Raw genomic sequence first — 24,973 nt, 5'->3', positions numbered from 1 at the left:
GTGCCATGCATGCGATCACCATCCCCCAGCCCGGCGGCCCCGAAGCACTCGTGTGGGCCGAGGTCCCCGACCCGGTGGCCGCCGAGGGCGAGGTCCTCGTCGACGTCGCCGCGACCGCCGTCAACCGCGCCGACCTGCTCCAGCGCCAGGGCTTCTACGACCCGCCGCCCGGCGCCTCGCCCTACCCCGGCCTGGAGTGCTCGGGGCGGGTGGCGGCGCTGGGCCCGGGTGTGACCGGCTGGGCCGTCGGCGACGAGGTCTGCGCCCTGCTCACGGGCGGCGGCTACGCGCAGCGCGTCGCCGTCCCCGTCGGCCAGCTGCTCCCCGTCCCCGGGGGCGTCGGCCTGGTGACGGCGGCCGCCCTGCCCGAGGTCGTCTGCACCGTCTGGTCCAATGTCTTCATGCTGGCCCATCTGCGCCCCGGCGAGACGCTGCTGGTGCACGGCGGATCCAGCGGCATCGGCACCATGGCCATCCAGCTCGCCAAGGCCGTCGGCGCCCGGGTCGCCGTCACCGCCGGCTCCGAGGCCAAGCTCGCCCGCTGCCGCGAACTGGGAGCCGACCTGACGGTCAACTACCGCGAGGACGACTTCCTGACCGCCGTGCGCGATGCCTACGGCGGCGCCAACGTGATCCTCGACATCATGGGCGCCAAGTACCTCGACCGTAATGTCGACGCCCTCGCCACCAACGGCCGCCTGGTCGTCATCGGCCTCCAGGGCGGAGTCAAGGCGGAGCTCAACCTCGGCAAGCTCCTCGCCAAGCGTGCCGCGGTCGCCGCGACCTCGCTGCGCGGCCGCCCCCTGGAGGAGAAGACGGCCATCGTCGCCGCCGTCCGCGAACACGTGTGGCCCCTTCTGGAGGCCGGCACCGTCCGCCCGGTCGTGGACCGGGCCCTCCCGATGCCCGAGGCCGCGCAGGCCCACCGCGTGGTCGAGGCGAGCGACCACGTCGGCAAGGTGTTGCTGACGGTGTGACAGCGCCCGTGTGGTGGTGCGCCGTCGGTCCGGTCCCGGGGCCGGGCGCGACGGCACGCCACCGGTCCGTCCGCTACACGCCCCTCAGCAGCAGCGCCGGCCGCTCCACGCAGTCCGCGACGAACCGCAAAAAGCCCCCGGCCACGCCCCCGTCACAGACCCGGTGGTCGAAGGTGAAGGACAGCTGCACCACCTGCCGCACCGCCAACTCCCCTTCGTGCACCCAGGGCTTCGGCGCTATACGGCCGACTCCCAGCATCGCCGCCTCGGGATGGTTGATGATCGGCGTGGATCCGTCGACCCCGAACACCCCGTAGTTGTTGAGGGTGAACGTCCCGCCGGTCAGCTCCGCCGGGGTGATCCGGCCCGCCCGGGCGGCCTCGGTGAGCCGGCCGATCTCCTCCGACAGCCCCTCGACCGTCCGGTTCTGGGCGTCCCGGACCACGGGCACGACCAGCCCCCGTTCGGTCTGCGCCGCGAAGCCCAGGTGGACCGCAGGCAGTTGTACGATCTCGTTCCGCCCGGTGTCCACGGTCGAGTTGAGCTCGGGGTGGCGGGCCAGGGCCGCGGCGCAGATCCTCGCCAGCAGCGCGAGCAGCGACACCTTCGAGGAGGACGCCGCCCCGGTGTTCATCGCGGCCCGCATCGCGAGCAGTTCGGTGGCGTCGGCGTCCACCCAGCAGGTGGCGTCCGGGATCTCCCGCCGGCTGCGGCCGAGCTTGTCCGCGACGGCGCCCCGCATGCCGCGCAGCGGTATACGGCTTCCGTCGGCGGCCGGCGCGGCCGCGTGGACCGCCACGGGCGCGGGGGCGGGAGCGGGGGCGTGCGGCGCGGCCGGCGCGATGGCCCGCTCGACATCGGCCCGCAGGATCAGCCCCTCGGGACCGCTCCCGGCCAGTGCCCGCAGATCCACCCCGTGCTCGCGTGCGATACGCCGTACGAGCGGCGAGATGACCGCCACGGGACCGCCGTTGGAACGGGCCCCGCCCGCTCCTCCTCCGTCCGGCGCCGTGGCCCGTACCCGCACCCGCCGGCGTCGCGCGGCCGGTGACGCCGTGCCGTAGCCGACCAGCACATTGCCTGAGCCGTCCCCGGAGGCCTCGCCCGAAGGAGCGGCGGCACCCGCACCGGGGGCGTCGCCGGTGGCGATCGTGAGCAGCGGCCGCCCGACATCGAGGAACTCGCCCTCCTCCCCGAAACGCGCCGTCACCACGCCCCGGTAGGGGCAGGGCACCTCCACCACCGCCTTGGCCGTCTCGACCTCGACGACGGGCTGGTCGACGCCGACGACGTCGCCGACCTGCACGAGCCAGCGCACGACCTCGGCCTCGGTCAGCCCTTCTCCCAGGTCGGGGAGGAGGAATTCACGGACGCCGGCCATCACGCACCACCTCCGGCGGTACCGGTGGTGTTCTCGTTCTCGTCCCACTGCAGCCGTCCGACCGCGTCCAGGATCCGGTCGACGCTCGGCAGATGGTGCCGTTCGAGCATGGGCGGCGGATAGGGGATGTCGAAGCCGGTGACCCGGAGCACCGGTGCCTCCAGGTGGTGGAAGCAGCGTTCGGTCACCCGGGCCGCGATCTCCGCCCCGGCCCCGCCGAAGCCGGCCGACTCGTGGACGACGACCGCCCGCCCGGTCCGCCGTACCGACCGGGCGACGGTGTCCTCGTCGAAGGGAACGAGGCTGCGCAGGTCCAGCACCTCCAGGTCCCAGCCCTCCGTCACGGCCGCCTCCGCCGCTTCCAGGCACACCGGCAGGGACGGTCCGTAGGTGATGAGCGTCGCGGAGCGGCCCGCGCGCCGGACCACCGCGCGGCCGGCTCCGGGGACCTCGTCCGGCTCGTCCGCGGACCATGCGGCCTTGGACCAGTAGAGCCGCTTGGGCTCCAGGAAGATCACCGGGTCGTCGGAGGCGATGGCGGCGCGCAGCAGCCCGTAGGCGTCCGCGACCGTCGCCGGGGTGACGACATGCAGCCCTGGTGTGTGGAGGTAGTACGCCTCCGAGGAGTCGCTGTGGTGCTCGACGCCGCCGATCCCGCCTCCGTACGGGACGCGGATGGTGAGCGGCAGCGGGAGCTTGCCGCGGGTGCGGTTGCGCATCCGCGAGACATGGCTGACCAGTTGCTCGAAGGCGGGATAGGCGAAGGCGTCGAACTGCATCTCGACGACGGGCCTCAGGCCGTACATCGCCATGCCGACGGCCGCGCCGAGGATGCCGGCCTCCGCCAGCGGGGTGTCCGTGCAGCGGCTGTCGCCGAACTCCTTCGCCAGGCCGTCGGTGATGCGGAAGACCCCGCCCAGGGTGCCGATGTCCTCGCCGAGCAGGTGCACGGACGGGTCGTCGGCGAGGGCGTCGCGCAGGGCGCGGTTGAGTGCCTGCGCCATGGTGGCGGGCCTCGCGCCGGTCGCCACCACCGTGGTCATGACGGGTCCTCGGCTTCCAGCTCGGCGCGCAGCATCGCGGCCTGGTCCCGCAGTTGGGCGGTGGGTTCGGCGTAGACATGGGCGAACAGGTCCATCGGGTCCAGGACCGGGTCGGTGTTCATCCCGTCGCGCAGATCCGAGGCCATCCGTTCGGCTTCGGCCTCGGTGGCGCTGATCAGGGTCTCGTCGAGGAGCCCGCGCGCCCGCAGCTCTCTTTCGAGCAGGGTGATCGGGTCGCGTTCGCGCCATGCCTCGACCTCGGCGTCGTCCCGGTAGCGGCCGGCGTCGTCGGCGTTGGTGTGGGCGTCCATCCGGTAGGTGACGGCCTCGACCAGCGTGGGTCCGCCGCCCGCCGCGGCCCGCCGCACGGCTTCGGTGAGCACCGCGTGCACCGCGAGGGCGTCGTTGCCGTCGACCAGCCGGCCCGGCATGCCGTAGCCGACGGCCTTGTGGGCGAGGGAGGGCGCGGCGGTCTGCTTGGCCAGCGGCACGGAGATGGCGAAGCCGTTGTTCTGTACGAAGAACACGACCGGGGCCCGCCAGACCGCCGCGAAGTTCAGGGCCTCGTGGAAGTCGCCCTCGCTCGTGCCGCCGTCGCCGACCATGGCGAGGGCGACCACGTCGTCACCCTTGAGCCGGGCGGCGTGCGCCAGTCCGACGGCGTGCGGCAGCTGGGTGGCGAGCGGGGTGCTGAGCGGCGCGACGTGGTGCTCGGCGCAGTCGTAGCCGCTGTGCCAGTCACCGCGGAGCAGGGTGAGGGTCTGGACCGGGTCGACGCCCCGGGCGATCACGGCGAGGGTGTCGCGGTAACTGGGAAAGAGCCAGTCCTGCGGGCGGAGCGCGAGTGCGGCGCCGATCTGGCAGGCCTCCTGGCCGGTGCTGGACGGGTAGACGGCGAGCCGGCCCTGTTTGGTCAGGGCGGTGGCCTGCCGGTTGTAGCGGCGTCCGCGCACCAGTTGTCCGTACAGCCCGGTCAGTAGTCCGGCGTCGGTCTCCCGGGCCTGCGGGGTCCCGAGCACGCGGTACGGCTCCGCGTCGGGCAGCAGCGGCGCGGGCTCGGTGCGGGGGTGCCAGACGGGCTGGTCCAGGACTGTCATCGCGAGCACCTCCTCGTGGGCGTGTTCGAATGACCGGGTCTACCGGTCGGAGGAGCGGGTATCGCTCCCCTACCGATTGTTCGGTCGTCGGAGGCATTTTGGCTACAGGTGAGTTCTGCCTGTGGACAAACGGTTCTCCACAGCTTGTGATGGAGCCAGTACGTCCATCGTTGGGAGGCTCGGGGGCGTGACCGATGAACAGATGGCCGACAGCGCGCCCGGGGGGCGCCCCCTGGACGCGATCGACCGAGCGATCCTGCGCTACCTCCAGGAGGACGGACGTGCCTCCATACGCTCCGTCGCCGAACGCGTCCATGTGTCGCGGGCCAATGCCTACGCCCGTATCAACCGGCTTCTCGACGACGGCGTGATACGGGGCTTCACCGCCCGCGTCGACCACGAACGCGCAGGTCAGGGCGCTTCCGCCTATATCACTCTCAAGATCGTGCAGAACTCCTGGCGCACCGTCCGCGAGAAGCTGCTCGCGCTTCCCGGGGTCGCGCACATCGCGCTGGTGAGCGGCGACTTCGATGTTCTGATGCTGGTCCACACCCCCGACAACCGCAGCCTGCGCGAGCTGGTCCTCACCCGCATCCAGGCCGTCCCCGAGGTGCTGAGCAGCCGCACCCTGCTGGTCTTCGAGGAGACCGACCAGGTGCTCGGCTGAGCCTCAGGCCCTGCGCAGCCCTTCGAAGGCCAGCCGCACCACGGCGTCCGCGACCTGGTCGATACCGAGCCCGCCGCCGTCGTCCTTGGGGCGGTACCACTCGGCTATGGAGTTGATCATCCCGAAGAGCAGCCGGGTGGCCAGCCGCAGGTCGACGTCCTCGCGCAGGTCGCCCTCCGCCGCCGCGGCCCTCAGCAGCTCCGTCACCCGGTGGTCGAACTCCCTGCGCCGCTCCATGGCCCATCGCTCGGTCCGGGTGTTCCCCCGCACGCGCAGCAGCAGCGTGACGTACGGCAGCTCCGCCATCAGCACCTCGGCCGTTCGCCGCGTGACGTACTCAAGCCGCTCCACCGCCCGTCCGCCCTGCGCGCCGGGCTCCTCCAGGATGCCGAACAGCCCGTCCAGGGCCCGGCCCACGGCGCGCTGCAGCAGCTCCTCCTTGCCCCGCACATGGTGGTAGATCGACGACTTGGAGATCCCGGCCGCCCGGGACAGGTGCTCCATGGAGGTGCCGTCGTAGCCGCGCTCGATGAACACCTCGACGGCGACGGCGAGGAGGGTCTCGGGGGTGTACGTGTCGCGCTGGGCCATGGTCATGATTACAGCAGCCTCCCGCCGGAGGCTGCGCGGCGGAGTAGCGGAAGCGAGGGTGCGTACCGTCCGGCCGGGTAGCTCTTCCCGAGGTTCCACAGCAGGTCGCGCACCCAGACCGCGCCCAGCCGGTCGCCCCATTCCACCGGGCCGAGCGGATAGTTCACGCCGAGCCTCATCGCGGTGTCCACGTCCTGCGGCGAGGCCACCCCCTTGGCGACGGCGTCCACGGCAAGGTCCACGAGCATGGCGACGGTGCGCGCGACGATCAGGCCCGGGGTGTCGTCGACGACACTGACCTGCTTGCCCAGCGCCTGGAAGAGGCCGATCGCGGTGCGCAGCGAGCCCTCGGCCACCCCGTCCGGCGCGGCCAGGGCGATCCGGGTCGCGCTGCGGTAGTCCAGCGCCAGATCGAAGCGGACGGAGGCGTCACCGGGATCGGTGGCGCCGACCGTGCCGTCCGTCAGCGTCAGCCTCGTGCCGTCGGGCAGCGCGACGAACCCCTGCCCCACCCCCGCTGTCCGGTCCCGCGCGACCTTGATACCGGCCTCCTCGATCAGCTCGCACAACGCCGCCGCCGGTCCCAGATCGGCGTGCACCGCCACCGCCGCCGGCGGCTCGCAGGCGGCGGCCGTGTGCGGTGCCGGGCGCTCCTGGCCCTCCCCATGGACGTACCAGCCCCGCCCCGTCTTGCGGCCGAGCCGCCCGGACTCCACCAGCCGCCGCTGCGCGAGCGAGGGCGTGAACTTCGGGTCGTGGAAGAAGGACTCCCACACCGACCGGGTCACGGCCTCGTTGACGTCCTGGCCGATCAGATCGGTCAGCTCGAACGGCCCCATCCGGAAGCCGCCGCACTCGCGCAGCACGGCGTCGATGGTGGCGGGGTCGGCCGCGCCCTCCTCATGGAGGCGGAACCCCTCCGCGTAGAACGGGCGGGCGACACGGTTGACGATGAAGCCCGGGGTGTCGGTGCTGCGCACCGGCGTCTTGCCCCAGGCCGCGGCCGTCGCGTACGCGGCCGCGGCGGCCGCCTCGTCGGTGGCGGCGCCGGAGACCACCTCCACCAGCGGGAGCAGCGGCGCGGGATTGAAGAAGTGCAGGCCGAGGAACCGGCCCGGTACGCGCAGGGCGCCGGCGACGGCGGTGACGGACAGGGACGAGGTGTTGGTGGCGAGCAGGCAGTCGTCGGCGACGACGGTCTCCAGGGCGCCGAAGAGCTGCTGCTTGGCCCCCAGGTCCTCAAGGATCGCCTCGATCACCAGCGCCGCGCCGGCGAGGTCGCCGAGCCCGTCGGCCGGGGCCAGCCGGGCGCGGGCGCCGTCCCGCTCTGCGGCGTCCAGCCGGCCCTTGGCCACCAGCCGGTCGAACCGTTCGAGTATGGCCCGCTCGGCCTGCTCGGCCCGCCCGGGAGCGGCGTCGAAGAGCCGCACATGGTGCCCTGCGGCCAGTGCGACCTGGGCGATCCCCTGCCCCATGGTGCCGGTGCCGACGACGGCGACGGTGCTGCCCAGGTCAAGTGCGGTCATGAGCGTCCTGCTCCTCGGCGAGAGTGGTGCGAACGAGTTGTCCACAGGCCCGGCCGGGCCCTCTTGCCCCGACCGAACATTCGGTTAATCTAGCGGTGTCGCCGGCGGACCGCCCATGCCGTCCGCGCGGCCCATCCGCCCGCACCAGCTCGACGAGGAGTTGGCACATGTTGATCGAACGGCATCGCGAGACCCTGGACAAGGCCCTCGAAGCGATCCGTACTCGCGAGTACTGGTCCCCGTACCCCGAACACCCCAAGGCGTACGGAGACGCCGAGACCGGCAAGGCCGCCTTCGACGGCCTGCTGCACGGCCGCTTCGAGCTCGACCAGCCCGGCACCGACGGCTGGACGGGCGGCGAGGTGTCGCCGTACGGCATCGAGCTCGGCGTGGAGTACCCGCACCCGGATCCCGATGTGCTGCTCCCCGCCATGCGCGCCGCCCTGCCCGCCTGGCGGGACGCGGGCCCCGGCATGCGGGCCGCGGTCTGCCTGGAGATCCTGTCCCGGATCAACGCCCGGACCAACGAGTTCGCGCACGCGGTCATGCACACCTCCGGCCAGGCCTTCATGATGGCCTTCCAGGCAGGCGGCCCCCACGCACAGGACCGCGGCCTCGAAGCGGTCACCTACGCGTACGCGGAACAGGTCCGCACCCCGGGCACCGCGGAGTGGGTCAAGCCGCAGGGCAAGCGGGAACCCCTGAGCCTGCGCAAGGAGTTCAAGGCCGCACCGCGCGGCATCGCCCTGGTCGTCGGCTGCAACACCTTCCCGACCTGGAACGGCTATCCCGGCCTGTTCGCCTCCCTGGCCACCGGCAATCCCGTACTGGTCAAGCCGCATCCGCGGGCCGTGCTCCCGCTCGCGCTCACCGTCAGGGTGGCCCGCGAGGTGCTGGCCGAGACCGGCTTCGACCCCAACCTGGTGGCCCTGGCCGCCGAACGGCCCGGCGAGGGCCTGGCCGCGACACTGGCCCTGCGCCCCGAGATCCGGATCATCGACTACACCGGCTCGACCTCCTTCGGCGACTGGCTGGAGACCAACGCCCGCCAGGCACAGGTCTTCACGGAGAAGGCCGGCGTCAACACGGTGATCATCGAATCCACCGACGACTACCGGGGCCTGCTCTCCAACCTCGCCTTCTCCCTGTCGCTCTACAGCGGCCAGATGTGCACCACCCCGCAGAATCTGCTGATCCCCCGGGACGGCATCACCACCGACACCGGCCACAAGTCCTACGACCAGGTGGTCGGCGACCTCGCCTCGGCCGTCGGCGGGCTCCTGGGCGACGACGCCCGGGCCAACGCCCTCCTCGGCGCCCTGGTCAACCCGGAGGTGACGGCCCGTCTGGAGGCCGCCCCGTCGATCGGCGAAGTCGCCCTGGCCTCACGGTCCGTGCCCAACGCCGACTTCCCCGACGCCACCGTCCGCACCCCGGTGATCGTCAAGCTCGACGGTGCCAAACCCGACGCCGAAGCGGCGTACATGACCGAGTGCTTCGGCCCGGTGTCCTTCGCGGTCGCGGTGGACTCGGCCGAGGCCGCGGTCGAACTGCTGCGCCGCACGGTGCGCGACAAGGGCGCCATGACGGTCGGCGCCTACACGACCTCCCCCGAGGTGGAACGGCTCATCGAGGAGGCCTGCCTGGACGAGTCGGCACAGCTGTCGCTGAATCTGACGGGCGGGGTCTACGTCAACCAGACAGCCGCCTTCTCCGACTTCCACGGCTCCGGAGGCAACCCGGCGGCGAACGCGGCGCTGTGCGACGGCGCGTTCGTGGCCGGCCGCTTCCGGGTCATCGAGGTCCGGCGTCCCAGTGGAACAGCGTCATAGCCACGCTGGTGGCGAGGTTGTAACTGGACACCTGGGGGCGCATGGGCAGTGAGACGAGGCGGTCGGCCCGGCCGCGCAGCTCCGGCGAGATACCGTGCCGCTCCGAACCGAAGACGATCAGCGCGTCGTCGGGGACGGTGAGGGTCTTGATGTCCTCGCCCTCGGGGTCCAGCGCGTACAGCGGCCCGGGCGGCAGCTCGTCGGGGCCGAGTCGTTCCACGGCGGTGGCGTAGTGCAGCCCGGCCCCGGCCCGTACGACATTGGAGTGCCAGGGGTCCAGATCACCGGTGGTCACCACGCCCGTGGCGCCGAACCCGGCGGCCAGCCGCACCACGGCGCCGACGTTGCCGAGGTTGCGCGGGTTGTCCAGGACCACGACCGGCGCCTGCCGGGGACGCCGCGCCAGGGTCTCCCGGTTCTGCCGCTCCCCGGGCCGGACCGCCAGCGCGGCAACGCCGGTGGGATGCACCCGGGGCACCAGTTCCCGCAGCACGGCCGGCGGCACCTCGACCACGGACGTGGCCAGCACGCCGGTGAGGTCGTCCGCCAGCTCGGCGGCCAGGGCGAGCACCGCGGCCTTGTCGGCGGCGACCACCAGCCGTACGTCGGCGCCGAAGCGCAGCGCGTGCTTCAACGCGTGGAAGCCGTCGAGGAGAACGGCCCCCGGGGCGTTCTCACGCCACTGCCGGGCCGGATTGTCGCTGCTGGTCACCCCACGAGGTTAGACGGCGCCGGATCACCCGACGGCTCCGCCTCGGCCTCCGGCTGAGTCTCCGACTGCGACCGCGACTGCGGCTCCGTCTCCGTACGGCGGCCGAGCCCGCGCACCCGACGTGAGACGCGGTCGCCGACCCAGACCAGGAAGCCGGTCGGCAGGAACACCGCGTCGGCGGTGATCATCGCGAGCGAGAAGAACGGCAGGCCCAGCACGACCGCGATCGACGCGTGTTCGAGCATCATGACCGCCAGCAGCACGTTCTTCACCCGGCGGTTGAACAGCGTGAACGGGAAGGCGACCTGCACGATCACCGTGCCGTAGGTGATCGCCATGACCATGATGCCGCTGCTCGCCATGGCGTGGGACAGCCCGGGCCACGGGCTGAAGTCGTCGAGGTGCAGCGGGTAGTACAGCGCCGTGCCGTCCTGCCACCGGCTGCCCTGGATCTTGTACCAGCCGGCCGTGGAGTAGATCAGGCAGACCTCGACGATGATCACCAGCAGGGTGCCGTTGTGCGCGAGGTTGGCGAAGATGTCCAGCACGGCGCGGGGCTCACCGCCGGGCGCGTGACGGTTCACCGCCCACCAGGCGGCCTGCGCGAGCCAGAATCCCCAGAAGACGACGGCCCAGCCCCAGCTGAGCAGCCCCAGCACGGTGACGAGCGCCAGCGCGGCACCCAGCAGCGCCCACAGCACCACACCGACGGCGTCCCGCGCCGGGCGGTCCTGGTCCGGGCGGTCCTGGTCGGTCCTGGCCCGGCGGCGCGCGTCGAGGGACCAGACCCGGCCGCAACGGGTGAGGACGAGGTAGATCGCCATGAGGTGCATGACGTTGTCGCCGCCGTCGCCGAGGAAGACACTGCGGTTCTGCAGCGACAGCACACCGATCATGAACAGCAGTGACGCGGTGCGGGTCCGCCAGCCGAGCAGCAGCATGGCCGCGGCGACCACGGCGCCCGCGTAGACCACGTCGAACCACAGCTGGCTGCGGGTCCACATCAGCACCGAGAAGGCGTGGTTCTCGGCGATGAGCTGGTGGGCCATGTCCCAGCTCCACACACCGTCGGGCCCGTACAGCTCCTGGCGGTACGGCCACTCGCGCAAAAGGAACAGCAGCCAGGTCAGCGAGAAACCGATCCGGACGACCGCCGTCTGATAGCGGCCTATGACCGTGCCGGTGAGCCGCGCCATGCCCCGGGAGATCCCCCTGCCGAGGGCCTCCGGCAGATCGGCGAAGGGGGACGGGACCCCGCTGCGCTCACTCACGAGCCGTCCTCCTGCGAGTCGTCGGTGTCCACGGGCCACCAGGGCAGCACCTGGAAGCTGGTCGAGGTGTCGGTCTTCTCGCTGCTCCACGCGGGCGCGACGACCGCTGTCGTGCCGGCCCGGACCTGGACCCGCTGGACCGTTCCGCCGTTGAGACGCGGCCCGAACCGGTCCTCGACGATGCGCTGGACGTATGCCCTGCTCAGCTCGCCGCGCATGCCGATCGGCCGGTTCTTCTCGCCGTGCGTGCTGGTGTAGAAGGACCAGGCGCGGCGCAGCTCGTTCTGCTGGGAGTGGCTGGGCGCCGGGTTGTGCCGGATGAGGGCGATGTCCATGGCGGTGAGGTCGACCCAGCCGGTGGTCTCGGTACTGCCGTTGTCCTTGCGGACGTCGGCGCGAGCCCAGACATGGGTGTTCTGCTGGACCGGATTCGGGGCGAAGAGCTTCCAGTTCTGTTCGAACTCGGGATAGATGTACTCGGCCACCAGGTCGCCGTGCTGCCGGGTGACCGTGTTCTCCGGCGCGATGTGCAGGAAGACGGCGAGGAGGTGGACGGCGACCATCACGGCAACCGTGGCGACGCCCAGCGCCACCGCCACCCGGGAGGGAAGCGACAGGCCGGCTGTTCCGCCGTCGTCACCACCCGGTCGTGGCTGAACGTCCTCGGGTGACTCCATGGTCTAAGCACTCCTCGTTCCCCGCGTTGCTCTCCGCACGGAACGGTACTCATGCCACACAGCCGCGGTACAGGCATCCCCCTTATCCGCGCTGTCCGCGTTATCCACAGGCCCTCGGGACCGGCCTTGACCGTGCCCCGCGGTCGGCACACCATAGAACCGAACGATCGGTCGGCCCGCCGGTCGCTCACATCCGGTCGACGACGCCAAGGAGGTGGACTTCGGCGCCCGGCCCACCTAATCTGACACATCGTCAGATAAGTGGTGCCGGCGGCAGCGCCGGCGGGGAGGTCGGGGTCATGGACTTCAGCTTCAGCGAGGAACAGCTCGCCGCCGCCGAGGCGGCCCGGGCGATCTTCTCCGACGTCTCACCGGACGCGGTGCCCAGTCCGGCGCTCAGGGCGGGAGCGGTGGCCGAGGACTTCGACCGGGCGCTGTGGCGTCGGCTCGCCCAGGCCGACCTGCTGAGCCTGGTCCTGGACGAGGCGTACGGCGGCGCCGGGCTCGACCCGGTCGCGCTGTGCGTGGTGCTGCGCGAGGCAGGCGGCGTACTGGCCCGCGTCCCGCTGCTGGAGACCTGCGCCGCCGCGCTCACCGTCCAGCGGTACGGGCCGCCCGAGCTGCGCGACCGGCTGCTGCCCGACGCAGGCCGCGGCGGCGTGGTGCTCACCGTGGCCGCGAACGGCAGGACCGGGCACGACGGGGCCGAACTGGCGGTCAGCGCACGCCAGGTGGAGGGGGAGAGGGGCGGGGAGGGGGAGGGGGGAGGGCCCCCCACCTCGTGGATCCTCGACGGCGTCCAGACCGCCGTCCCCTGGGCCCAGCACGCCGACCGCATCCTGATCCCCGCCGTCACCCCGGACGGACGGCCGGTCGTCGCCGTGCTTCCCCGGGCCGACGCCGTCCTGGCCGACCAGGTCTCGACCAGCGGCGAACGGCTCGCCGAGGTCCGACTGGACGGTGTCCGCGTCTCCTCCGCCGACCTCATCACCGACGAAGGTGCCTGGGACTGGCTCCGCCGCCTGCTCACCGTCGGCACCTGCGCGCTCGCCCTCGGCCTGGGTTCCGCCGTCCTGCGCATGACCGGCGAGTACACCGGCAAACGCGAGCAGTTCGGTCACCCGATAGCCACCTTCCAGGCCGTGGCCATGCAGTCCGCCGACCGCTACATCGACCTGCGCGCCATGGAGGTCACCCTCTGGCAGGCCGCCTGGCGCCTGGATCCGACCGCCGTGGCCGTCGCCAAGATCTGGGCCTCCGAGGGCGTCCGCCGCGTCGTCCAGACCGCTCAGCACCTCCACGGCGGCTTCGGCGCCGACACGGACTACGCGCTGCACCGCTACCACGCCTGGGCCAAGCAGCTGGAGCTCTCGCTCGGCTCCGCCGCCGCCCACGAAGAGGCCCTCGGCGATCTCCTGGCCGCCGAGGCCTGACCCGGCCCGGCTGGGCTCACCCCAGCGGAGCACAGCGGAGCACAGCGGAGCACAGCGCAGCGCAACACAGCACAGCACAGCACCCGGCCGCACAGCACCCAGCCGCCCTGCCCCGTCCGGGCTACAGCACGAACGCCTGGGCGCCGCCCTCCGCGACGAGGGGGCGGCCGGCGGCCTCCCAGCCGAGCATGCCGCCGTCCACGTTCACCGCGTCCACGCCCTGCCCGATCAGATACTGGGCGACCTGCGCCGAGCGGCCCCCCACCCGGCACACCACATGCACCCGCTCGTCGGAGGGAACCTCTCCCACCCGGCCGGCGAACTCGCTCATCGGGATGTGCAGCGCGCCCTCGGCGTGCCCGGCGGCCCACTCGTCGTGCTCACGCACATCCAGCAGAACGGAGTCGGCCGGCACGGCGGCGGCGTCCACCGCGGGCAGATGGGCGTTGAACATGAAATCGGCCTCCTCGAAACGACGTACTCGGACGAACGTACCGCTCAGCCCTTCGTGGAGCGAACAAGCTCCTGCAGCCGCGCCTCGCGGTGCGCGACCTGGTTGAGCAGGGACTCGGCGATCTCGTTCAGCAGCCCGTCCGGGTCGTCGGGGGAGAGCTTCATCATCTGACCGATCGCGCTGCCCTCCAGGTCGGCGGCGATCACCGCCAGCGTCTCCTTGCGCTCGGCCAGCCACTCCAGCCGGGCGTACAGGACCTCGGCCTCGGTCGGCAGCTCCCGCTCGGTGACCGGGCCGGCCGCCCACTCCTCGGCGAGTTCGCGCAGCTGGGTCTCGTCGGCGTGGGCGTACGCCTCGTTGACCCGGGCGATAAACTCGCTGCGCCGCTGCTTCTCCGCCTCGTCCTGCGCCAGGTCGGGGTGGGCGGCGCGGGCCAGCTCGCGGTAGAGCCGCTGCGCCTCCTTGCCCGGCCGGACCCGGCGCGGCGGATCCGGGTCCTCGACCGGCCGGACGCCGTCGGAGCCGAGGAGTCCCCCGAACAGCTCCTCAACGCCCGGCATGGGCATGACCAGCGCCCTGGCCTCCCACGCCCGCCGGATGTCGTCCCGGTCGCCGCTGTTCGCCGCGACCGCCTCCGCGATCAACGCGTCCAGCTCGTCGAGCCGGGCGTACATCGGGCCGAGCTTCTGGTGGTGCAGCCGGGAGAAGTTCTCCACCTCGACCCGGTAGGTCTCCACCGCGATCTCGAACTCGATCAGCGCCCGCTCGGCCGCCCGCACCGCCTTCGCCAGCCGGTCCTCGGGCGGGACGGCCTGCGCGGCGTTCTCAGGATTCACGGAGGAGTTCGTCACCGGGACAGCCTAATCCGGTATTGGCGGCGGTTCGGATGGACACGGGGTTCCACCGGCCGTCCGCACTCCGGTTACGGCACGGGAGGCCAGGGCGAGAAGGCCGGAACCCTCACCCCGAGCGCTGGTCATATTCCGAGCTCGGCCGGTATCCGGCCGGAGCGCACCGCTTCCACCAGCTCCGCGTGGTCCGCCTCCGTACGGTCCGCGTAAGCCACCGCGAACACCGCCAGCGCCTCGTCCAGTTCCTCGCCCTTGCCGCAGTACCCGGCGATGATCCTGGGGTCGGCGCTGTGCGCATGGGCCCGCGCCAGCAGCGCGCCCGTCATGCGCGCGTAGTCGTCGATCAGTCCCGCCTCCAGCGACGCGGGATCGACGCTGCCCTTGCGGTTACGGAACTGCCGCACCTGGTACGGACGCCCCTCCACCGTCGTCCAGCCCAGCAGCGCGTCGCTGACGACCTGCATGCGCTTCTGCCCGAGCACCACCCGCCGGCCCTCGTGGGCGGCCGGCGGCACCGTCGGCAGATACGGCATGAGGGCCGATGGCCGCGCCTCCTTCACCTGGAGCACCAGCGGCTCCCCCAGGTGGTCGAGGAGCAGCACCACATAGGACCGCAGGCCCACGCTGCCCGTCCCGACCACCCGGAAGGCAACGTCATGGACGGCGTACCGGGCCAGCAGGGGCAGCCGGTCCTCACCCAGCGTGCTCAGGTACCCGTCCGCCGACGCCGACGCCGGATCCGACGCCCGCTCCGACGCCGGCTCCGATGCCGACAGCGACAGCGACCTGGCCACCGCCGCCGCCTCCGCGTCCGGCACCCTGCGCAGCACCGGTGGGGCGTCGACGAAGCGTCGTCCGCCACCTTCCACGGCCTCGGTGGACCGGGCCGCGAACTTGGCGCTGGTGTTCCTGCGGGCCTTGTCCGAGACCTGCTGGAGGGTGCCCGTCAGGTCCCGCGCGTCGGCATGCGCGAGCAGCCGTTCGTCGGCCATCGCGTTCCACGCCTCCATCACCGGCAGCTTCGCCAGCAGCCGCATGGTGCGCCGGTAGGCGCCGACCGCGTCGAAGGCCGCGGCCATGCAGGCCTCCTCGCCGGCGCCGGCCTCGCGTCCGGCCAGCACCAGGGAGGCGGCGAGCCGCTTGAGGTCCCACTCCCAGGGGCCGTGCGCGGTCTCGTCGAAGTCGTTGATGTCGATGACGAGTCCGCCGCGCGCGTCCCCGTACAGGCCGAAGTTGGCCGCGTGCGCGTCTCCGCACAGCTGGGCGCCTATGCCGGTGACGGGGGTGCCCGCGGCGAGGTCGGCGGCCATCAGGCCGGCGGAGCCGCGCAGGAAGGCGAAGGGGCCGGCGGCCATCCGTCCGACCCGCAGCGGTACGAGTCCGGGGATCCGTCCGGCGTTGGAGGTCACGACCGACTCCACGGCGCCGGGCCGGCCGGGGCTCGCCTCGAAGGCGGCGTGCGCGGCACGCGGCGCGCTCTCCCGCAGCGCCTTGCCCTCTTCCTTCGGCGAGCCGTCGTGCGGCCAGCGCGCGAATCCCGGCACGCGCGGCACTCTCTGATCGGTCATCGGTCCCTCATCCCCTCCCAGCCCGAAAGCGCTTTCGCCGAACGAACTTGCCCGGCTTGGTCGTACCTGGGGCAATCTGGCCATTTACCGGACCACTACCGGTGATTCATGCTTGCCTGGACCGCAGTACGACACGGCACCCAGATCGCCCACCGACACCGAATACTCCCTCAGGCCCGAACCGGCCCGAACCGCAGGTGCACGAGTTGGATGAGATGACCCGGCTGTCCGCCGCCGCCATGACGACGAACGCGAGCCCGAGCCCGATCGGGGCATCGGGTGTCTGCGCCCTGCTCCGGCTTGCCGTCCTGTGCGTCGATCCCGACGGCCATGTCTCGTACTGGAACCGTGGCTCCGAGGAGCTCTTCGGCCATCGCTGGGAGGGGGTCTTCGGCCTGCGGGCCTCCGGCCTGCTGCCCAGCCCCGCCGACGAGCGCCAGGACGTCCTGGACCAGCTCGACGACCTCACCCGTTCCGCCTGGGCCGGCGCGCTGCCGGCCGTCAACCGTGACGGCGCGGTACGGGACGCCCTGTGGTGGGCGTACCGGATCATGGAACCGGCCGGCCGCAGCCTGCTGGTCATCGCGGCCGACGCCAAGCCGCTGCGCGCAGGCGGCCTGCGCATCGCGCTGGGCGACCGCATGCTGCCGTACGCGGCCGCCGACACCGCCGGGCACCCGCCTCGCCGGGAGGATGTGGCGGTGGCGGCCCGGCTGGCCGCGGTGTCCGACGCCGCGCACGCCGCCCAACTGGCGCCACGGCTGGGCGCGGTGCTGCCCCGGGTGAGCGCGGGCCGGCTGGACCGGATCATGCGGCAGATCGTGCCGTACGGCTATCCCGTCCTGGAGGTGGAGGGCACGGTACGGCTGCCGGTGCTGCCGTACGAGCAGCAGGGCCGCGCCGCCAACCCGGTCTCCGGCCGCCCGGCGCGCCCCACCCGGCCGGCCGCCCGCAAGCAGCTGCTCCCCGGCCCGCGCCCGACCTCCGGCGCCCCCGGTGTCCTCGGCGCAGCCCCGGAAGCCGAGCCCGCGAACCCCGCCACGAACCCCGCCGCCGGCCTGGCCGGGATCCCGACCCTGGTGCCGGTGCCGCCGGCCGGACTGGCGTTCCCCGTGCCCGGGCACACCCTCGACGAACAGCTCGCCCTGCTGCGGGAGATCGGCACCAAGGTCGGCAGCACCCTCGACCTGGACACCACGGCCCGGGAGTTGTGCTCGGTCACCGTGCCGCGGTTCGCCGACTACGCCGCGATCCTCATCGTCGACCAGCTGTTCTCCGACACCGAACTGCCCAAGGACGACATCCCGTCCGGCCTGATCACCGCCCGCCGGGTGGCCGTCGCGCACAACGGCAGCCCGGGCAACGCCTGGGACACGGCCCTCCCCGAGGGCGAGCTGATCCCGCTGGCGGCCAACGAGATCAGCCCGCGGCTCGGCGAACCGCTGCTCGTGCCGGTCATCGACCCGGCCATCGCCGAGGACATCGCCGCCGATCTGGGTGTCCCCGCGCTCGGGCCGTTACTTCCGCAGCACTCGTTGGTCGTCGTCCCGCTCACCGCGCGCGGAACGGTACTGGGCCGGATGTGCCTGCTGCGCCGCCCCGGCCGCCGCCCCTTCGACGTCAAGGACGCCCAGACCGCCGGCGAGGTCGTCGCCCGGGGCGCCGTCCATCTGGACAACGCCCGGCTGCACCGCCTGGAGTCGCGCGCCGCCGCGACGCTGCAGCGCAGCATGATGCCGACCCGTCCGCCCCGGCTCCCCGGTGTGCGGATCGCGCACCACTACATGCCCGGTGACCGTCAGGCGCAGGTCGGCGGGGACTGGTTCGACGCCATCCAGCTTCCCGGCGGGCGGGTGGCGCTGATCGTCGGCGACGTGATGGGGCACGGCCTGCTGTCGGCCGCCGTGATGGGCCAGTTCCGTACGGCCGTGATCACCATGGCCGCCCTGGATCTGCCGCCCGCCCAGTTGCTGCGGCATCTGGACAACCTCGCGCACCGGCTGGGCGCCGAGCACCTCGCCACCTGCGTGTATGCAGTATACGATCCGGTCCACCGCTCCCTCACGCTCGCCAACGCCGGTCATATCCCGCCGGTCCTGGCCCGTCACGACGGCCGCAGCGAACTGCTGCAGATCCCCAAGGGCGCCCCGATCGGGGTCGGCGGCGTGCCCTTCGAGACGGTCGAGATCCCGGTCCCGGACGGCAGTTGGCTGGTGCTGTGCACCGACGGGCTGGTCGAGGTCCGCGGCCAGGGCATAGACGCGGGGCTGGCCGCCCTGTGCTCCAACGTCATCGAACCGGACCAGACGCCCGAGGACGTCTGCGAGCAGATCCTCAGCCGTGTACACACCGACGACCGGGGTGACGATGTCGCCCTGCTGGTCGCCAACTTCCAGGGCATCCCCTCGGAGGACGTCGCCGAGTGGAAGCTGGCCATGGACCGCTCCGAGGTGCGCCGGGCCCGCGAGCTGACCCGTGAGCAGCTCGGCCGCTGGGGGCTGACCGGAATCAGCGAACTGACCCAGTTGCTGGTCAGCGAGCTGGTCACCAACGCCCTGCGGGCCGCCTCGCACGAGGTGAGCCTGCGTCTGATGCGGGCCGGAAATCTGCTGGTCGAGGTCAGTGACGACGACCACAACCTCCCCCAGCTGCGGCGCGCGGACGCGAGCGACGAGGAGGGCCGGGGCCTGACCCTCGTCAGTCATCTGTCGCGCCGCTGGGGCACCAGCCGCAAGGCGGTCGGCAAGGTGGTCTGGTTCGAGCTTCCGCTACCCGGGTAGAGCCGCCCCGACCAGCGCGTCTATACGATTGGCCCCATGGGGAGCACGGGAAGCACAGCGGGTACGGCGGGCGCGGGGAGCGGCGAGCTGGGCGACCAGGCGGTCGACACCGTCCAGCGTGAGCTGGCCGCGTTCGCCCGCCGGGCCCGTGGGGTGGCCGCCCGGACGCACCCGGAGCTGTCCCTGTTCTCGTACACGATCCTGGCCCACCTGGACGAGGCGGACGGCTGCCGGGCCACCGATCTGGCGGCCGAGTTCACCCTGGACAAGTCCACGGTGAGCCGTCAGGTCGGCGGTCTGGAGCGGCTCGGTTTCATCGAGCGCCGCCCCGACCCGGCCGACCACCGGGTGCAGTTGCTGCGGCCGACCCCGGCGGGTGCCGCCGTCCTGGCCGCCGTGCGGACCGCCCGCCGGCAGACCGTACGGGCCCGGCTGACCGGCTGGGACGAGGCCGACCTCGACCGGTTCGCCGCCTACCTGGTCCGCTACAACGCCGGCGACGCGTACGGCACGAACGATCCGCACCGCACCCGCGAGGACGGACAGGACTGACCCCGGCCCGGCACCGGCGCCCGGCGGCCGCTCAGCACTTCTCGTCCTCCGGCACGGCCTCCAGGCAGGGTGACCGCTCCGGCAGATGGGCCACCGCCCAGACGCGCAGCTCCTCCAGGGCGGGGCCCAGCGCCCGCCCGGCCGCGGTGAGCCGGTAGGCCACCCGCAGCGGCGGACCGGGCTCGACCTCACGGGTGAGCAGTCCGGCTTCGGCCAGCTCGCTGAGCCGGTCCGAGAGCATCCGTTCGCTGATCTTGGGGATCGCCCGCCGCAGTTCCGAGAAGTACACGGCCCGCTGGGTGAGCACGGCGACGATCAGGCCGGTCCAGCGCTTGCCGAGCAACGCGAAGACCCGGGTCATGGCCACATCGACCCCCGTACAGGGCTCCACCGCCTGCTCCTGCTGCTGCGCCATCTCCCCAGATTACTACCCTTGTCACTAGGCACTGCAGATAAGTAAGCTTCCACTGTAGAAAAGTAAGTACCTGTGGTACCAATAGCTACGTACAAATGATTCAACATTCACGTACACACGTCCAGCACCCCGAGAGTGGAGGCACCCCAATGCCCACGCTGCTGCACATCGACTCCTCCATCTGGCCCGCCGAGGGCTCCACGTCCCGCGATGTGGCCGCCACCTTCCGCAAGGAGTGGGAGGCCCAGCACCCGGGCGGCACGGTCATCTACCGCGACCTGGCCGCCGAGCCGGTCCCGCACATCGACGCCGCCCACTACCTCGGCGGAGCCGAGCACCCGCTGCGCGACCAGCTCGCCGGCGAGCTGGAGCAGGCCGACGCGGTGCTGATCAGCGCCCCGATGTACAACTTCTCGATTCCTTCCACCCTCAAGGCGTGGCTGGACCAGGTGATCATCCTCGGCCGCACCGCCGGCGAGACCCCCTCCGCCGCCGGCACCCCGGCCGTCGTGGTCGCCTCCCGTGGCGGCGGCTACGGACCCGGCACCCCGCGCGCCGACCACGAGTTCGTCATCACGTACCTGGAGAAGGCCCTCGGCGCCCTCGGCCTCGACATCCAGTTCGTCGTCCCCGAGCTGACCCTGGCCCGCGTCGTACCCGCCATGGCCGACCTGGTCGAGCTTTCCGACGCCTCCAAGACCAAGGCCCACGAGGAAGCCGCCGCCAAGGCCAAGGAGCTGGCCGCCAAGGCCGCCAAGGCCGCCTGACACCTGACACCTGACGCCTGACGGCACTGCCGAGGCAGCGCTACGGCACTGCCGCGGCACCGCCTCGAAGCGGCCCCGCCCCCACTGGGAGCGGGGCCGCTTCAGCACCTCTTTGCCTTCCCCCGGGATGAAATGTGGGCGATACACAAGTTGCCTACGATGACTAATTCCGATCACCTTTCCCAGGGGGACCCTCCGCATGACCGCAGCACCAGCACCGCCCGGCACCGGCGCCGAAGGCCACGGCAGCACCGCGCACGCCGCCGACGCCGCCGACGCCCGGCGGCAGGGCAACGCCATCGTCGCCGTGCTCTCCTTCGCGGGCATCGTCGTCGCCGTGATGCAGACGCTCGTCGTACCGCTCATATCCGAGCTGCCGACGCTCCTGCGGTCCTCCGCCTCCGACGCCTCCTGGGTGGTCACCGCCACCCTGCTGGCCGGCGCCGTCGCCACACCCGTCATGGGCCGCCTCGGAGACATGTACGGCAAGCGGCGGATCCTCTTCGTCAGCCTCGGCCTGCTCGTCGCCGGCTCGGCGCTGTGCGCCTTCACGTCCTCGCTCGTGCCGATGGTGATCGGCCGGGCCCTGCAGGGCGGGGCCATGGGTGTCATCCCGCTCGGCATCAGCATCATGCGGGACGAGCTGCCGCGTGAGCGGATGGGGTCCGCGATGGCCCTGATGAGCTCCTCCCTGGGCATCGGCGGCGCCCTCGGCCTCCCCGGCGCCGCAGCCATCGCCGAGCACTCCGACTGGCACACGCTCTTCCTGGTCTCCGGCGGGCTCGGCCTCGTCGCCATCGCCCTGGTCGCCCTGCTCGTTCCCGAGTCCCCGGTGCGCACGCCGGGGCGCTTCGACATCGCCGGGGCGACCGGCCTCACGGCCGGCCTGATCTGCCTGCTGCTGCCCATCACCAAGGGCGCCGACTGGGGCTGGGGCAGCGGCACCGTCGTCGGACTCTTCGGCGCCGCGGTAGTGATCCTCGTCGGCTGGGGCTTCCTGGAACTGCGCACCGCCGAACCGCTGGTCGACCTGCGCACCACGGCCCGCCGCCAGGTGCTGATGACCAACCTCGCCTCGGTCCTGGTCGGCTTCGTCCTCTACGCCCAGATGCTGGCACTGCCGCAGATCCTGGAACTGCCCAGCGCCACCGGCTACGGCCTCGGCCTGAGCATGGTCGCCGCCGGCCTGTGCCTGGCGCCGGGCGGACTGGTCATGATGGTGATCTCCCCCCTCTCGGCCCGGATCTCGGCCACCAAGGGCCCCAAGGTCTCCCTGCTGATCGGCATCGTCGTCGCCACCGGCGGCTACGCCCTGGGCTTCGGCCTGCTGAACGCGGTGTGGGAGCTCGTGATCGTCGCCACCGTGATCGGCGCCGGTATCGCCTTCGCCTACGCGGCCATGCCCGCCCTGATCATGGGCGCCGTGCCGCCCTCGGAGACCGCCGCCGCCAACGGCCTCAACACCCTGATGCGGTCCATCGGCACCTCCACCTCCAGCGCGGTCGTCGGGGTCGTCCTGGCCCATCTGACGCAGCCGCTGGGGCCCGTGTCGGTGCCCTCCCTGGACGGCTTCCGCACCGCCTTCGCCATCGCCTGCGCGGCCGGCGTGCTGGCCCTGGGCGTCGCCGCGTTCATCCCCGGCAAGGCGAAGGGCCGTACGGCGGTCACCACCGTACGACCCTCCACCGAAACCGGACCGGAACCGGAACCCGCAACCGAGCCCGCGACCGAAAGCGGGGCCGCAGCCGCGGCCGCGCGTCAGATGCTGACGCCGAAGTCCTGAGCGATGCCGCGCAGGCCGGAGGCGTAGCCCTGGCCGACGGCGCGGAACTTCCACTCCGCGCCGTTGCGGTACAGCTCGCCGAAGACCATCGCGGTCTCGGTCGAGGCGTCCTCGGTGAGGTCGTAGCGCGCGAGCTCGTTGTTGTCGGCCTGGTTCACGACGCGGATGAACGCGTTGCGGACCTGGCCGAAGCTCTGCTGGCGGGTCTCGGCATCGTAGATCGACACCGGGAACACGATCTTGGAGACCTCGACCGGGACCGTCGTCAGGCTGACCTTGACCTGCTCGTCGTCGCCCTCACCCTCGCCCGTGATGTTGTCGCCGGTGTGCTCGACCGAGCCCTCGGGGCTCTTGAGGTTGTTGAAGAAGACGAAGTGCTTGTCCGAGACGACCTTGTTGTCCTCACCGACGAGCAGCGCGCTCGCGTCGAGGTCGAAGTCCGTGCCCGTGGTCGTACGCACGTCCCAGCCCAGACCGACGGTGACCGCGGTCAGTCCCGGGGCCTCCTTGGTCAGCGAGACATTGCCGCCCTTGGAAAGGCTGACACCCATGGATCTCCCTCAATCCGGCGCGGGCCGCGCCCCTTGACGATTCCTTTGCCCAATGGATCCAACGCCCACCTACCCGCCCCGGTTCCCCGTCACGCGCTCCCTCACCCGGCCGCCGCAAAACATCGGCAAAACAAAAGATCCCGCAGGTCCGAAGACCTGCGGGATCTCACTGTGCGCGAGGGGGGAGTTGAACCCCCACGCCCTTTCGGGCACTGGAACCTGAATCCAGCGCGTCTGCCTATTCCGCCACCCGCGCATTGGGTGTGTCGTCCGGGACCCGCTGGCCCCTTCCGACATCCAGAAGATTAGCACGGGCCCCAGGGTGGAATCACATCCGTTTCCCGTGGCCGGACGCACACCCCCTGGGGGCGGGGAACCGCCGCTGTTGCGGGACACTGACAGGAGGCACCTCTACCATCCCAGTGGGGGAGCGGCAGTGCGGCGTGTGAGCGTTGACACTGGCCGGCTGGGCAGGAGTGGGGAACCACGGGTTTTCCTGGCGCGTGGATACGATCAGTAAGCAGTACCGGAAGGATCGCGGCGGCCACACCACCGCGGTCCGCCGCAGGACCTCTAGGAGGGAGGTGCACCGTGGGAGTACTCAAGAAGTTCGAGCAGCGTCTCGAGGGCTTCGTGAACGGCACCTTCGCCAAGGTGTTCAAGTCCGAGGTACAGCCCGTGGAGATCGCGGGCGCGCTCCAGCGCGAGTGCGACAACAACGCGACGATCTGGAACCGCGACCGGACCGTCGTCCCCAACGACTTCATCGTCGAGCTGAGCGGCTCGGACTACGACCGGCTCAGTCCGTACGCGGTCCAGCTCGGCGACGAGCTCGCCGGCATGGTCCGCGACTACGCCAAGCAGCAGCGTTACACCTTCATGGGCCACATCAAGGTCCACCTGGAGAAGGCCGACGACCTCGACACCGGCCTGTACCGGGTGCGCAGCCGGACGCTCGCCTCCAGCGAGTCGCAGTTCCAGCCGCAGCAGGGCCAGGCCGCCGAGAGCCGCCAGCAGGCGCCGTCGCGCCCGGCGTCGCCCGGCGGGGCCTCGTACCTGGCGCCGTCGCGCCCCGGGGGACCGCCGCCGATGCCGGCCGGACCGCCGCCGGGCGGCGGACGCCCGGGACCGGGCCCGGGCCCGTCGCCGGTGACCCGGCTGCCCGGCACCGGCTCGCCCGCGGACGCCGGCCAGACACGCCGCTGGATCGAGATCAACGGCACCCGGCACCAGATCTCCCGGTCGACGCTCGTGCTGGGTCGCAGCACCGAGGCGGACGTCCGGGTCGACGACCCAGGAGTCTCGCGCAAGCACTGCGAGATCCGGGTCGGATCGCCTTCCGTGGTCCAGGACCTCGGATCGACAAACGGCATCGTGGTGGACGGGCAGCACACCCTGCGCGCTACGCTCCGCGACGGCTCCCGAATCGTCGTGGGCAGTACCACCATCGTGTACCGGCAAGCCGAAGGGTGAAGCGGGGGCAATGTCAGAGCTGACCCTGACGGTCATGCGGTTGGGTTTCCTCGCCGTACTGTGGCTGTTCGTCATCGTGGCCGTACAGGTCATCCGCAGCGATCTGTTCGGGACGCGGGTGACCCAGCGCGCCTCGCGGCGCGCCGAGTCCGGCTCCCGGCCGCCGCAGCAGCGCCAGCAACAGGCGCCGCAGCGACAGCAGCAGCAACAACAACCGCCGCAGAACAACAGGGCGCGACGCGGCGCGCCCACCAAACTCGTGGTGTCCGAAGGGTCACTCACGGGCACCACCGTCGCCCTTCAGGGCCAGACGATCACGCTGGGCCGTGCTCACGACTCAACGATTGTCCTGGACGACGACTACGCGAGCAGCCGGCATGCCAGGATCTATCCGGACCGTGACGGCCAGTGGATCGTCGAGGACCTGGGATCCACCAACGGCACCTACATGGACCGGAACCGGCTGACCACGCCGACGCCGATCCCGCTCGGTGCCCCGATCCGCATCGGCAAGACCGTCATCGAGCTGCGGAAGTAGTCGCGTCAATGGGCAAGCCCAGGGAGTACCGCCA

23 protein-coding genes and 1 tRNA gene are annotated in these 24,973 nt (G+C 71.8%); 10 read left to right on the top strand and 14 right to left on the bottom strand.

The annotated features are described in order from the left end of the window. Positions 1-5 precede the first annotated feature (5 nt). A complete protein-coding gene (locus tag RWE79_RS20250; protein WP_475941473.1) occupies positions 6-977 on the top strand; it encodes an NAD(P)H-quinone oxidoreductase in 972 nt (323 codons plus the stop codon). A gap of 73 nt (positions 978-1,050) precedes the next feature. Here the strand turns inward: RWE79_RS20250 and RWE79_RS20245 are convergent, their stop codons facing one another. From RWE79_RS20245 to pdhA, 3 genes are read right to left on the bottom strand one after another with little or no spacing between them, the layout of a single operon-like run. Further along, complete coding sequence (locus RWE79_RS20245; RefSeq protein ID WP_475941472.1) at positions 1,051-2,358, bottom strand: dihydrolipoamide acetyltransferase family protein; 1,308 nt, start codon at positions 2,356-2,358, stop codon at positions 1,051-1,053. Further along, positions 2,358-3,401: an alpha-ketoacid dehydrogenase subunit beta gene (locus RWE79_RS20240; RefSeq protein ID WP_475941471.1), complete on the bottom strand. Its 1,044-nt coding sequence runs from the start codon at positions 3,399-3,401 to the stop codon at positions 2,358-2,360. The genes RWE79_RS20245 and RWE79_RS20240 overlap by 1 nt, the downstream gene beginning before the upstream one ends. Continuing rightward, positions 3,398-4,498 carry a pyruvate dehydrogenase (acetyl-transferring) E1 component subunit alpha gene (gene pdhA / locus RWE79_RS20235; protein WP_475941470.1) on the bottom strand — a complete coding sequence of 367 codons (1,101 nt, stop codon included), beginning with the start codon at positions 4,496-4,498 and terminating at the stop codon, positions 3,398-3,400. The genes RWE79_RS20240 and pdhA overlap by 4 nt, the downstream gene beginning before the upstream one ends. Positions 4,499-4,700: 202 nt before the next feature. On the opposite strand from pdhA, the gene RWE79_RS20230 reads away from it, so the two are divergent. After that, positions 4,701-5,165, top strand: a complete 465-nt coding sequence (locus tag RWE79_RS20230; protein ID WP_475945960.1) for an Lrp/AsnC family transcriptional regulator — start codon at positions 4,701-4,703, stop codon at positions 5,163-5,165. Positions 5,166-5,168: 3 nt separating this feature from the next. On the opposite strand, the gene RWE79_RS20225 is transcribed toward RWE79_RS20230, so the two are convergent. Both RWE79_RS20225 and RWE79_RS20220 read right to left on the bottom strand, forming a co-directional pair. Then, positions 5,169-5,762, bottom strand: a complete 594-nt coding sequence (locus RWE79_RS20225) for a TetR/AcrR family transcriptional regulator (protein WP_475941469.1) — start codon at positions 5,760-5,762, stop codon at positions 5,169-5,171. Between the two features lie 2 nt (positions 5,763-5,764). Then, the gene (locus RWE79_RS20220) at positions 5,765-7,282 is read right to left on the bottom strand and encodes a 3-hydroxyacyl-CoA dehydrogenase (RefSeq protein ID WP_475941468.1); all 1,518 of its coding nucleotides are present in this window, start codon (positions 7,280-7,282) and stop codon (positions 5,765-5,767) included. 167 nt (positions 7,283-7,449) lie between these two features. Here RWE79_RS20220 and paaN point away from each other — a divergent pair, with 167 nt between their 5' ends. Next, the gene (paaN, locus tag RWE79_RS20215) at positions 7,450-9,114 is read left to right on the top strand and encodes a phenylacetic acid degradation protein PaaN (protein WP_475941467.1); all 1,665 of its coding nucleotides are present in this window, start codon (positions 7,450-7,452) and stop codon (positions 9,112-9,114) included. Here the strand turns inward: paaN and RWE79_RS20210 are convergent. From RWE79_RS20210 to RWE79_RS20200, 3 genes are all read right to left on the bottom strand, one after another. After that, a complete protein-coding gene (locus RWE79_RS20210) occupies positions 9,077-9,826 on the bottom strand; it encodes a TrmH family RNA methyltransferase (RefSeq protein WP_475941466.1) in 750 nt (249 codons plus the stop codon). The two genes, paaN and RWE79_RS20210, sit on opposite strands and share 38 nt — an antisense overlap. Next, the gene (locus RWE79_RS20205) at positions 9,823-11,022 is read right to left on the bottom strand and encodes an HTTM domain-containing protein (RefSeq protein ID WP_475945958.1); all 1,200 of its coding nucleotides are present in this window, start codon (positions 11,020-11,022) and stop codon (positions 9,823-9,825) included. Before RWE79_RS20205 ends, RWE79_RS20210 begins: the two co-directional genes overlap by 4 nt. Before the next feature lie 71 nt (positions 11,023-11,093). After that, a complete protein-coding gene (locus RWE79_RS20200; protein ID WP_475941465.1) occupies positions 11,094-11,774 on the bottom strand; it encodes a DUF5819 family protein in 681 nt (226 codons plus the stop codon). 299 nt (positions 11,775-12,073) lie between these two features. On the opposite strand from RWE79_RS20200, the gene RWE79_RS20195 reads away from it, so the two are divergent. Then, complete coding sequence (locus RWE79_RS20195; protein WP_475941464.1) at positions 12,074-13,207, top strand: acyl-CoA dehydrogenase family protein; 1,134 nt, start codon at positions 12,074-12,076, stop codon at positions 13,205-13,207. Between the two features lie 121 nt (positions 13,208-13,328). Here RWE79_RS20195 and RWE79_RS20190 read toward each other — a convergent pair whose 3' ends face one another. The 3 genes from RWE79_RS20190 to RWE79_RS20180 all read right to left on the bottom strand — a co-directional run bounded on the left by RWE79_RS20190 (position 13,329) and on the right by RWE79_RS20180 (position 16,080). Then, positions 13,329-13,661: a rhodanese-like domain-containing protein gene (locus tag RWE79_RS20190; protein WP_475941463.1), complete on the bottom strand. Its 333-nt coding sequence runs from the start codon at positions 13,659-13,661 to the stop codon at positions 13,329-13,331. A 44-nt stretch (positions 13,662-13,705) separates the two neighbouring features. Then, positions 13,706-14,512, bottom strand: coding sequence for a J domain-containing protein (locus RWE79_RS20185; protein ID WP_475941462.1), 807 nt, complete (start codon positions 14,510-14,512; stop codon positions 13,706-13,708). Positions 14,513-14,637: 125 nt separating this feature from the next. After that, complete coding sequence (locus RWE79_RS20180; RefSeq protein WP_475941461.1) at positions 14,638-16,080, bottom strand: DUF2252 domain-containing protein; 1,443 nt, start codon at positions 16,078-16,080, stop codon at positions 14,638-14,640. Positions 16,081-16,295: 215 nt separating this feature from the next. Between RWE79_RS20180 and RWE79_RS20175 the strand changes: the two genes are divergently transcribed. Together RWE79_RS20175 and RWE79_RS20170 are read left to right on the top strand one after the other, a co-directional pair. Then, positions 16,296-18,860 (top strand): ATP-binding SpoIIE family protein phosphatase, encoded by a 2,565-nt coding sequence (locus tag RWE79_RS20175; RefSeq protein ID WP_475945956.1) that lies wholly within the window; start codon positions 16,296-16,298, stop codon positions 18,858-18,860. A 36-nt stretch (positions 18,861-18,896) separates the two neighbouring features. Next, entirely contained in the window at positions 18,897-19,412 is a 516-nt protein-coding gene (locus tag RWE79_RS20170) for a MarR family winged helix-turn-helix transcriptional regulator (RefSeq protein WP_475941460.1), read from the top strand. Positions 19,413-19,443: 31 nt separating this feature from the next. Here RWE79_RS20170 and RWE79_RS20165 read toward each other — a convergent pair whose 3' ends face one another. Then, on the bottom strand, positions 19,444-19,827 hold the full coding sequence (locus RWE79_RS20165; protein WP_475941459.1) for a winged helix-turn-helix transcriptional regulator: 384 nt from the start codon (positions 19,825-19,827) through the stop codon (positions 19,444-19,446). A gap of 149 nt (positions 19,828-19,976) precedes the next feature. Here RWE79_RS20165 and RWE79_RS20160 point away from each other — a divergent pair, with 149 nt between their 5' ends. Together RWE79_RS20160 and RWE79_RS20155 are read left to right on the top strand one after the other, a co-directional pair. Further along, a complete protein-coding gene (locus tag RWE79_RS20160; protein ID WP_475941458.1) occupies positions 19,977-20,594 on the top strand; it encodes an FMN-dependent NADH-azoreductase in 618 nt (205 codons plus the stop codon). Positions 20,595-20,793: 199 nt separating this feature from the next. Then, on the top strand, positions 20,794-22,377 hold the full coding sequence (locus tag RWE79_RS20155) for an MFS transporter (protein WP_475941457.1): 1,584 nt from the start codon (positions 20,794-20,796) through the stop codon (positions 22,375-22,377). On the opposite strand, the gene RWE79_RS20150 is transcribed toward RWE79_RS20155, so the two are convergent. After that, complete coding sequence (locus RWE79_RS20150; protein ID WP_475941456.1) at positions 22,353-22,928, bottom strand: TerD family protein; 576 nt, start codon at positions 22,926-22,928, stop codon at positions 22,353-22,355. The genes RWE79_RS20155 and RWE79_RS20150 overlap by 25 nt on opposite strands. A gap of 172 nt (positions 22,929-23,100) precedes the next feature. Next, positions 23,101-23,184 (bottom strand) — tRNA-Leu (locus RWE79_RS20145). A 335-nt stretch (positions 23,185-23,519) separates the two neighbouring features. Between RWE79_RS20145 and RWE79_RS20140 the strand changes: the two genes are divergently transcribed. Beyond that, positions 23,520-24,401 carry an FhaA domain-containing protein gene (locus RWE79_RS20140; RefSeq protein WP_475941455.1) on the top strand — a complete coding sequence of 294 codons (882 nt, stop codon included), beginning with the start codon at positions 23,520-23,522 and terminating at the stop codon, positions 24,399-24,401. Positions 24,402-24,411: 10 nt separating this feature from the next. Further along, positions 24,412-24,939, top strand: coding sequence for an FHA domain-containing protein FhaB/FipA (locus tag RWE79_RS20135; RefSeq protein ID WP_475941454.1), 528 nt, complete (start codon positions 24,412-24,414; stop codon positions 24,937-24,939). Positions 24,940-24,973: the final 34 nt, after the last annotated feature.

It is taken from the genome of Streptomyces sp. RLA131 (genome assembly GCF_056270125.1).
The sequence above is the reverse complement of the archived record's forward strand: the minus strand, read 5'-3'. Positions and strand labels throughout refer to the sequence as shown.

Bases quoted from the DNA above. Each gene is read 5' to 3' on its own strand.
- RWE79_RS20250 (WP_475941473.1), top strand. From the start codon at position 6: ATGCATGCGATCACCATCCCCCAGCCCGGCGGCCCCGAAGCACTCGTG.
- RWE79_RS20245 (WP_475941472.1), bottom strand. From the start codon at position 2,358: ATGGCCGGCGTCCGTGAATTCCTCCTCCCCGACCTGGGAGAAGGGCTG.
- RWE79_RS20240 (WP_475941471.1), bottom strand. From the start codon at position 3,401: ATGACCACGGTGGTGGCGACCGGCGCGAGGCCCGCCACCATGGCGCAG.
- pdhA (WP_475941470.1), bottom strand. From the start codon at position 4,498: ATGACAGTCCTGGACCAGCCCGTCTGGCACCCCCGCACCGAGCCCGCG.
- RWE79_RS20230 (WP_475945960.1), top strand. From the start codon at position 4,701: ATGGCCGACAGCGCGCCCGGGGGGCGCCCCCTGGACGCGATCGACCGA.
- RWE79_RS20225 (WP_475941469.1), bottom strand. From the start codon at position 5,762: ATGACCATGGCCCAGCGCGACACGTACACCCCCGAGACCCTCCTCGCC.
- RWE79_RS20220 (WP_475941468.1), bottom strand. From the start codon at position 7,282: ATGACCGCACTTGACCTGGGCAGCACCGTCGCCGTCGTCGGCACCGGC.
- paaN (WP_475941467.1), top strand. From the start codon at position 7,450: ATGTTGATCGAACGGCATCGCGAGACCCTGGACAAGGCCCTCGAAGCG.
- RWE79_RS20205 (WP_475945958.1), bottom strand. From the start codon at position 11,022: ATGGCGCGGCTCACCGGCACGGTCATAGGCCGCTATCAGACGGCGGTC.
- RWE79_RS20200 (WP_475941465.1), bottom strand. From the start codon at position 11,774: ATGGAGTCACCCGAGGACGTTCAGCCACGACCGGGTGGTGACGACGGC.
- RWE79_RS20195 (WP_475941464.1), top strand. From the start codon at position 12,074: ATGGACTTCAGCTTCAGCGAGGAACAGCTCGCCGCCGCCGAGGCGGCC.
- RWE79_RS20190 (WP_475941463.1), bottom strand. From the start codon at position 13,661: ATGTTCAACGCCCATCTGCCCGCGGTGGACGCCGCCGCCGTGCCGGCC.
- RWE79_RS20180 (WP_475941461.1), bottom strand. From the start codon at position 16,080: ATGACCGATCAGAGAGTGCCGCGCGTGCCGGGATTCGCGCGCTGGCCG.
- RWE79_RS20175 (WP_475945956.1), top strand. From the start codon at position 16,296: ATGACCCGGCTGTCCGCCGCCGCCATGACGACGAACGCGAGCCCGAGC.
- RWE79_RS20170 (WP_475941460.1), top strand. From the start codon at position 18,897: ATGGGGAGCACGGGAAGCACAGCGGGTACGGCGGGCGCGGGGAGCGGC.
- RWE79_RS20165 (WP_475941459.1), bottom strand. From the start codon at position 19,827: ATGGCGCAGCAGCAGGAGCAGGCGGTGGAGCCCTGTACGGGGGTCGAT.
- RWE79_RS20160 (WP_475941458.1), top strand. From the start codon at position 19,977: ATGCCCACGCTGCTGCACATCGACTCCTCCATCTGGCCCGCCGAGGGC.
- RWE79_RS20155 (WP_475941457.1), top strand. From the start codon at position 20,794: ATGACCGCAGCACCAGCACCGCCCGGCACCGGCGCCGAAGGCCACGGC.
- RWE79_RS20150 (WP_475941456.1), bottom strand. From the start codon at position 22,928: ATGGGTGTCAGCCTTTCCAAGGGCGGCAATGTCTCGCTGACCAAGGAG.
- RWE79_RS20135 (WP_475941454.1), top strand. From the start codon at position 24,412: ATGTCAGAGCTGACCCTGACGGTCATGCGGTTGGGTTTCCTCGCCGTA.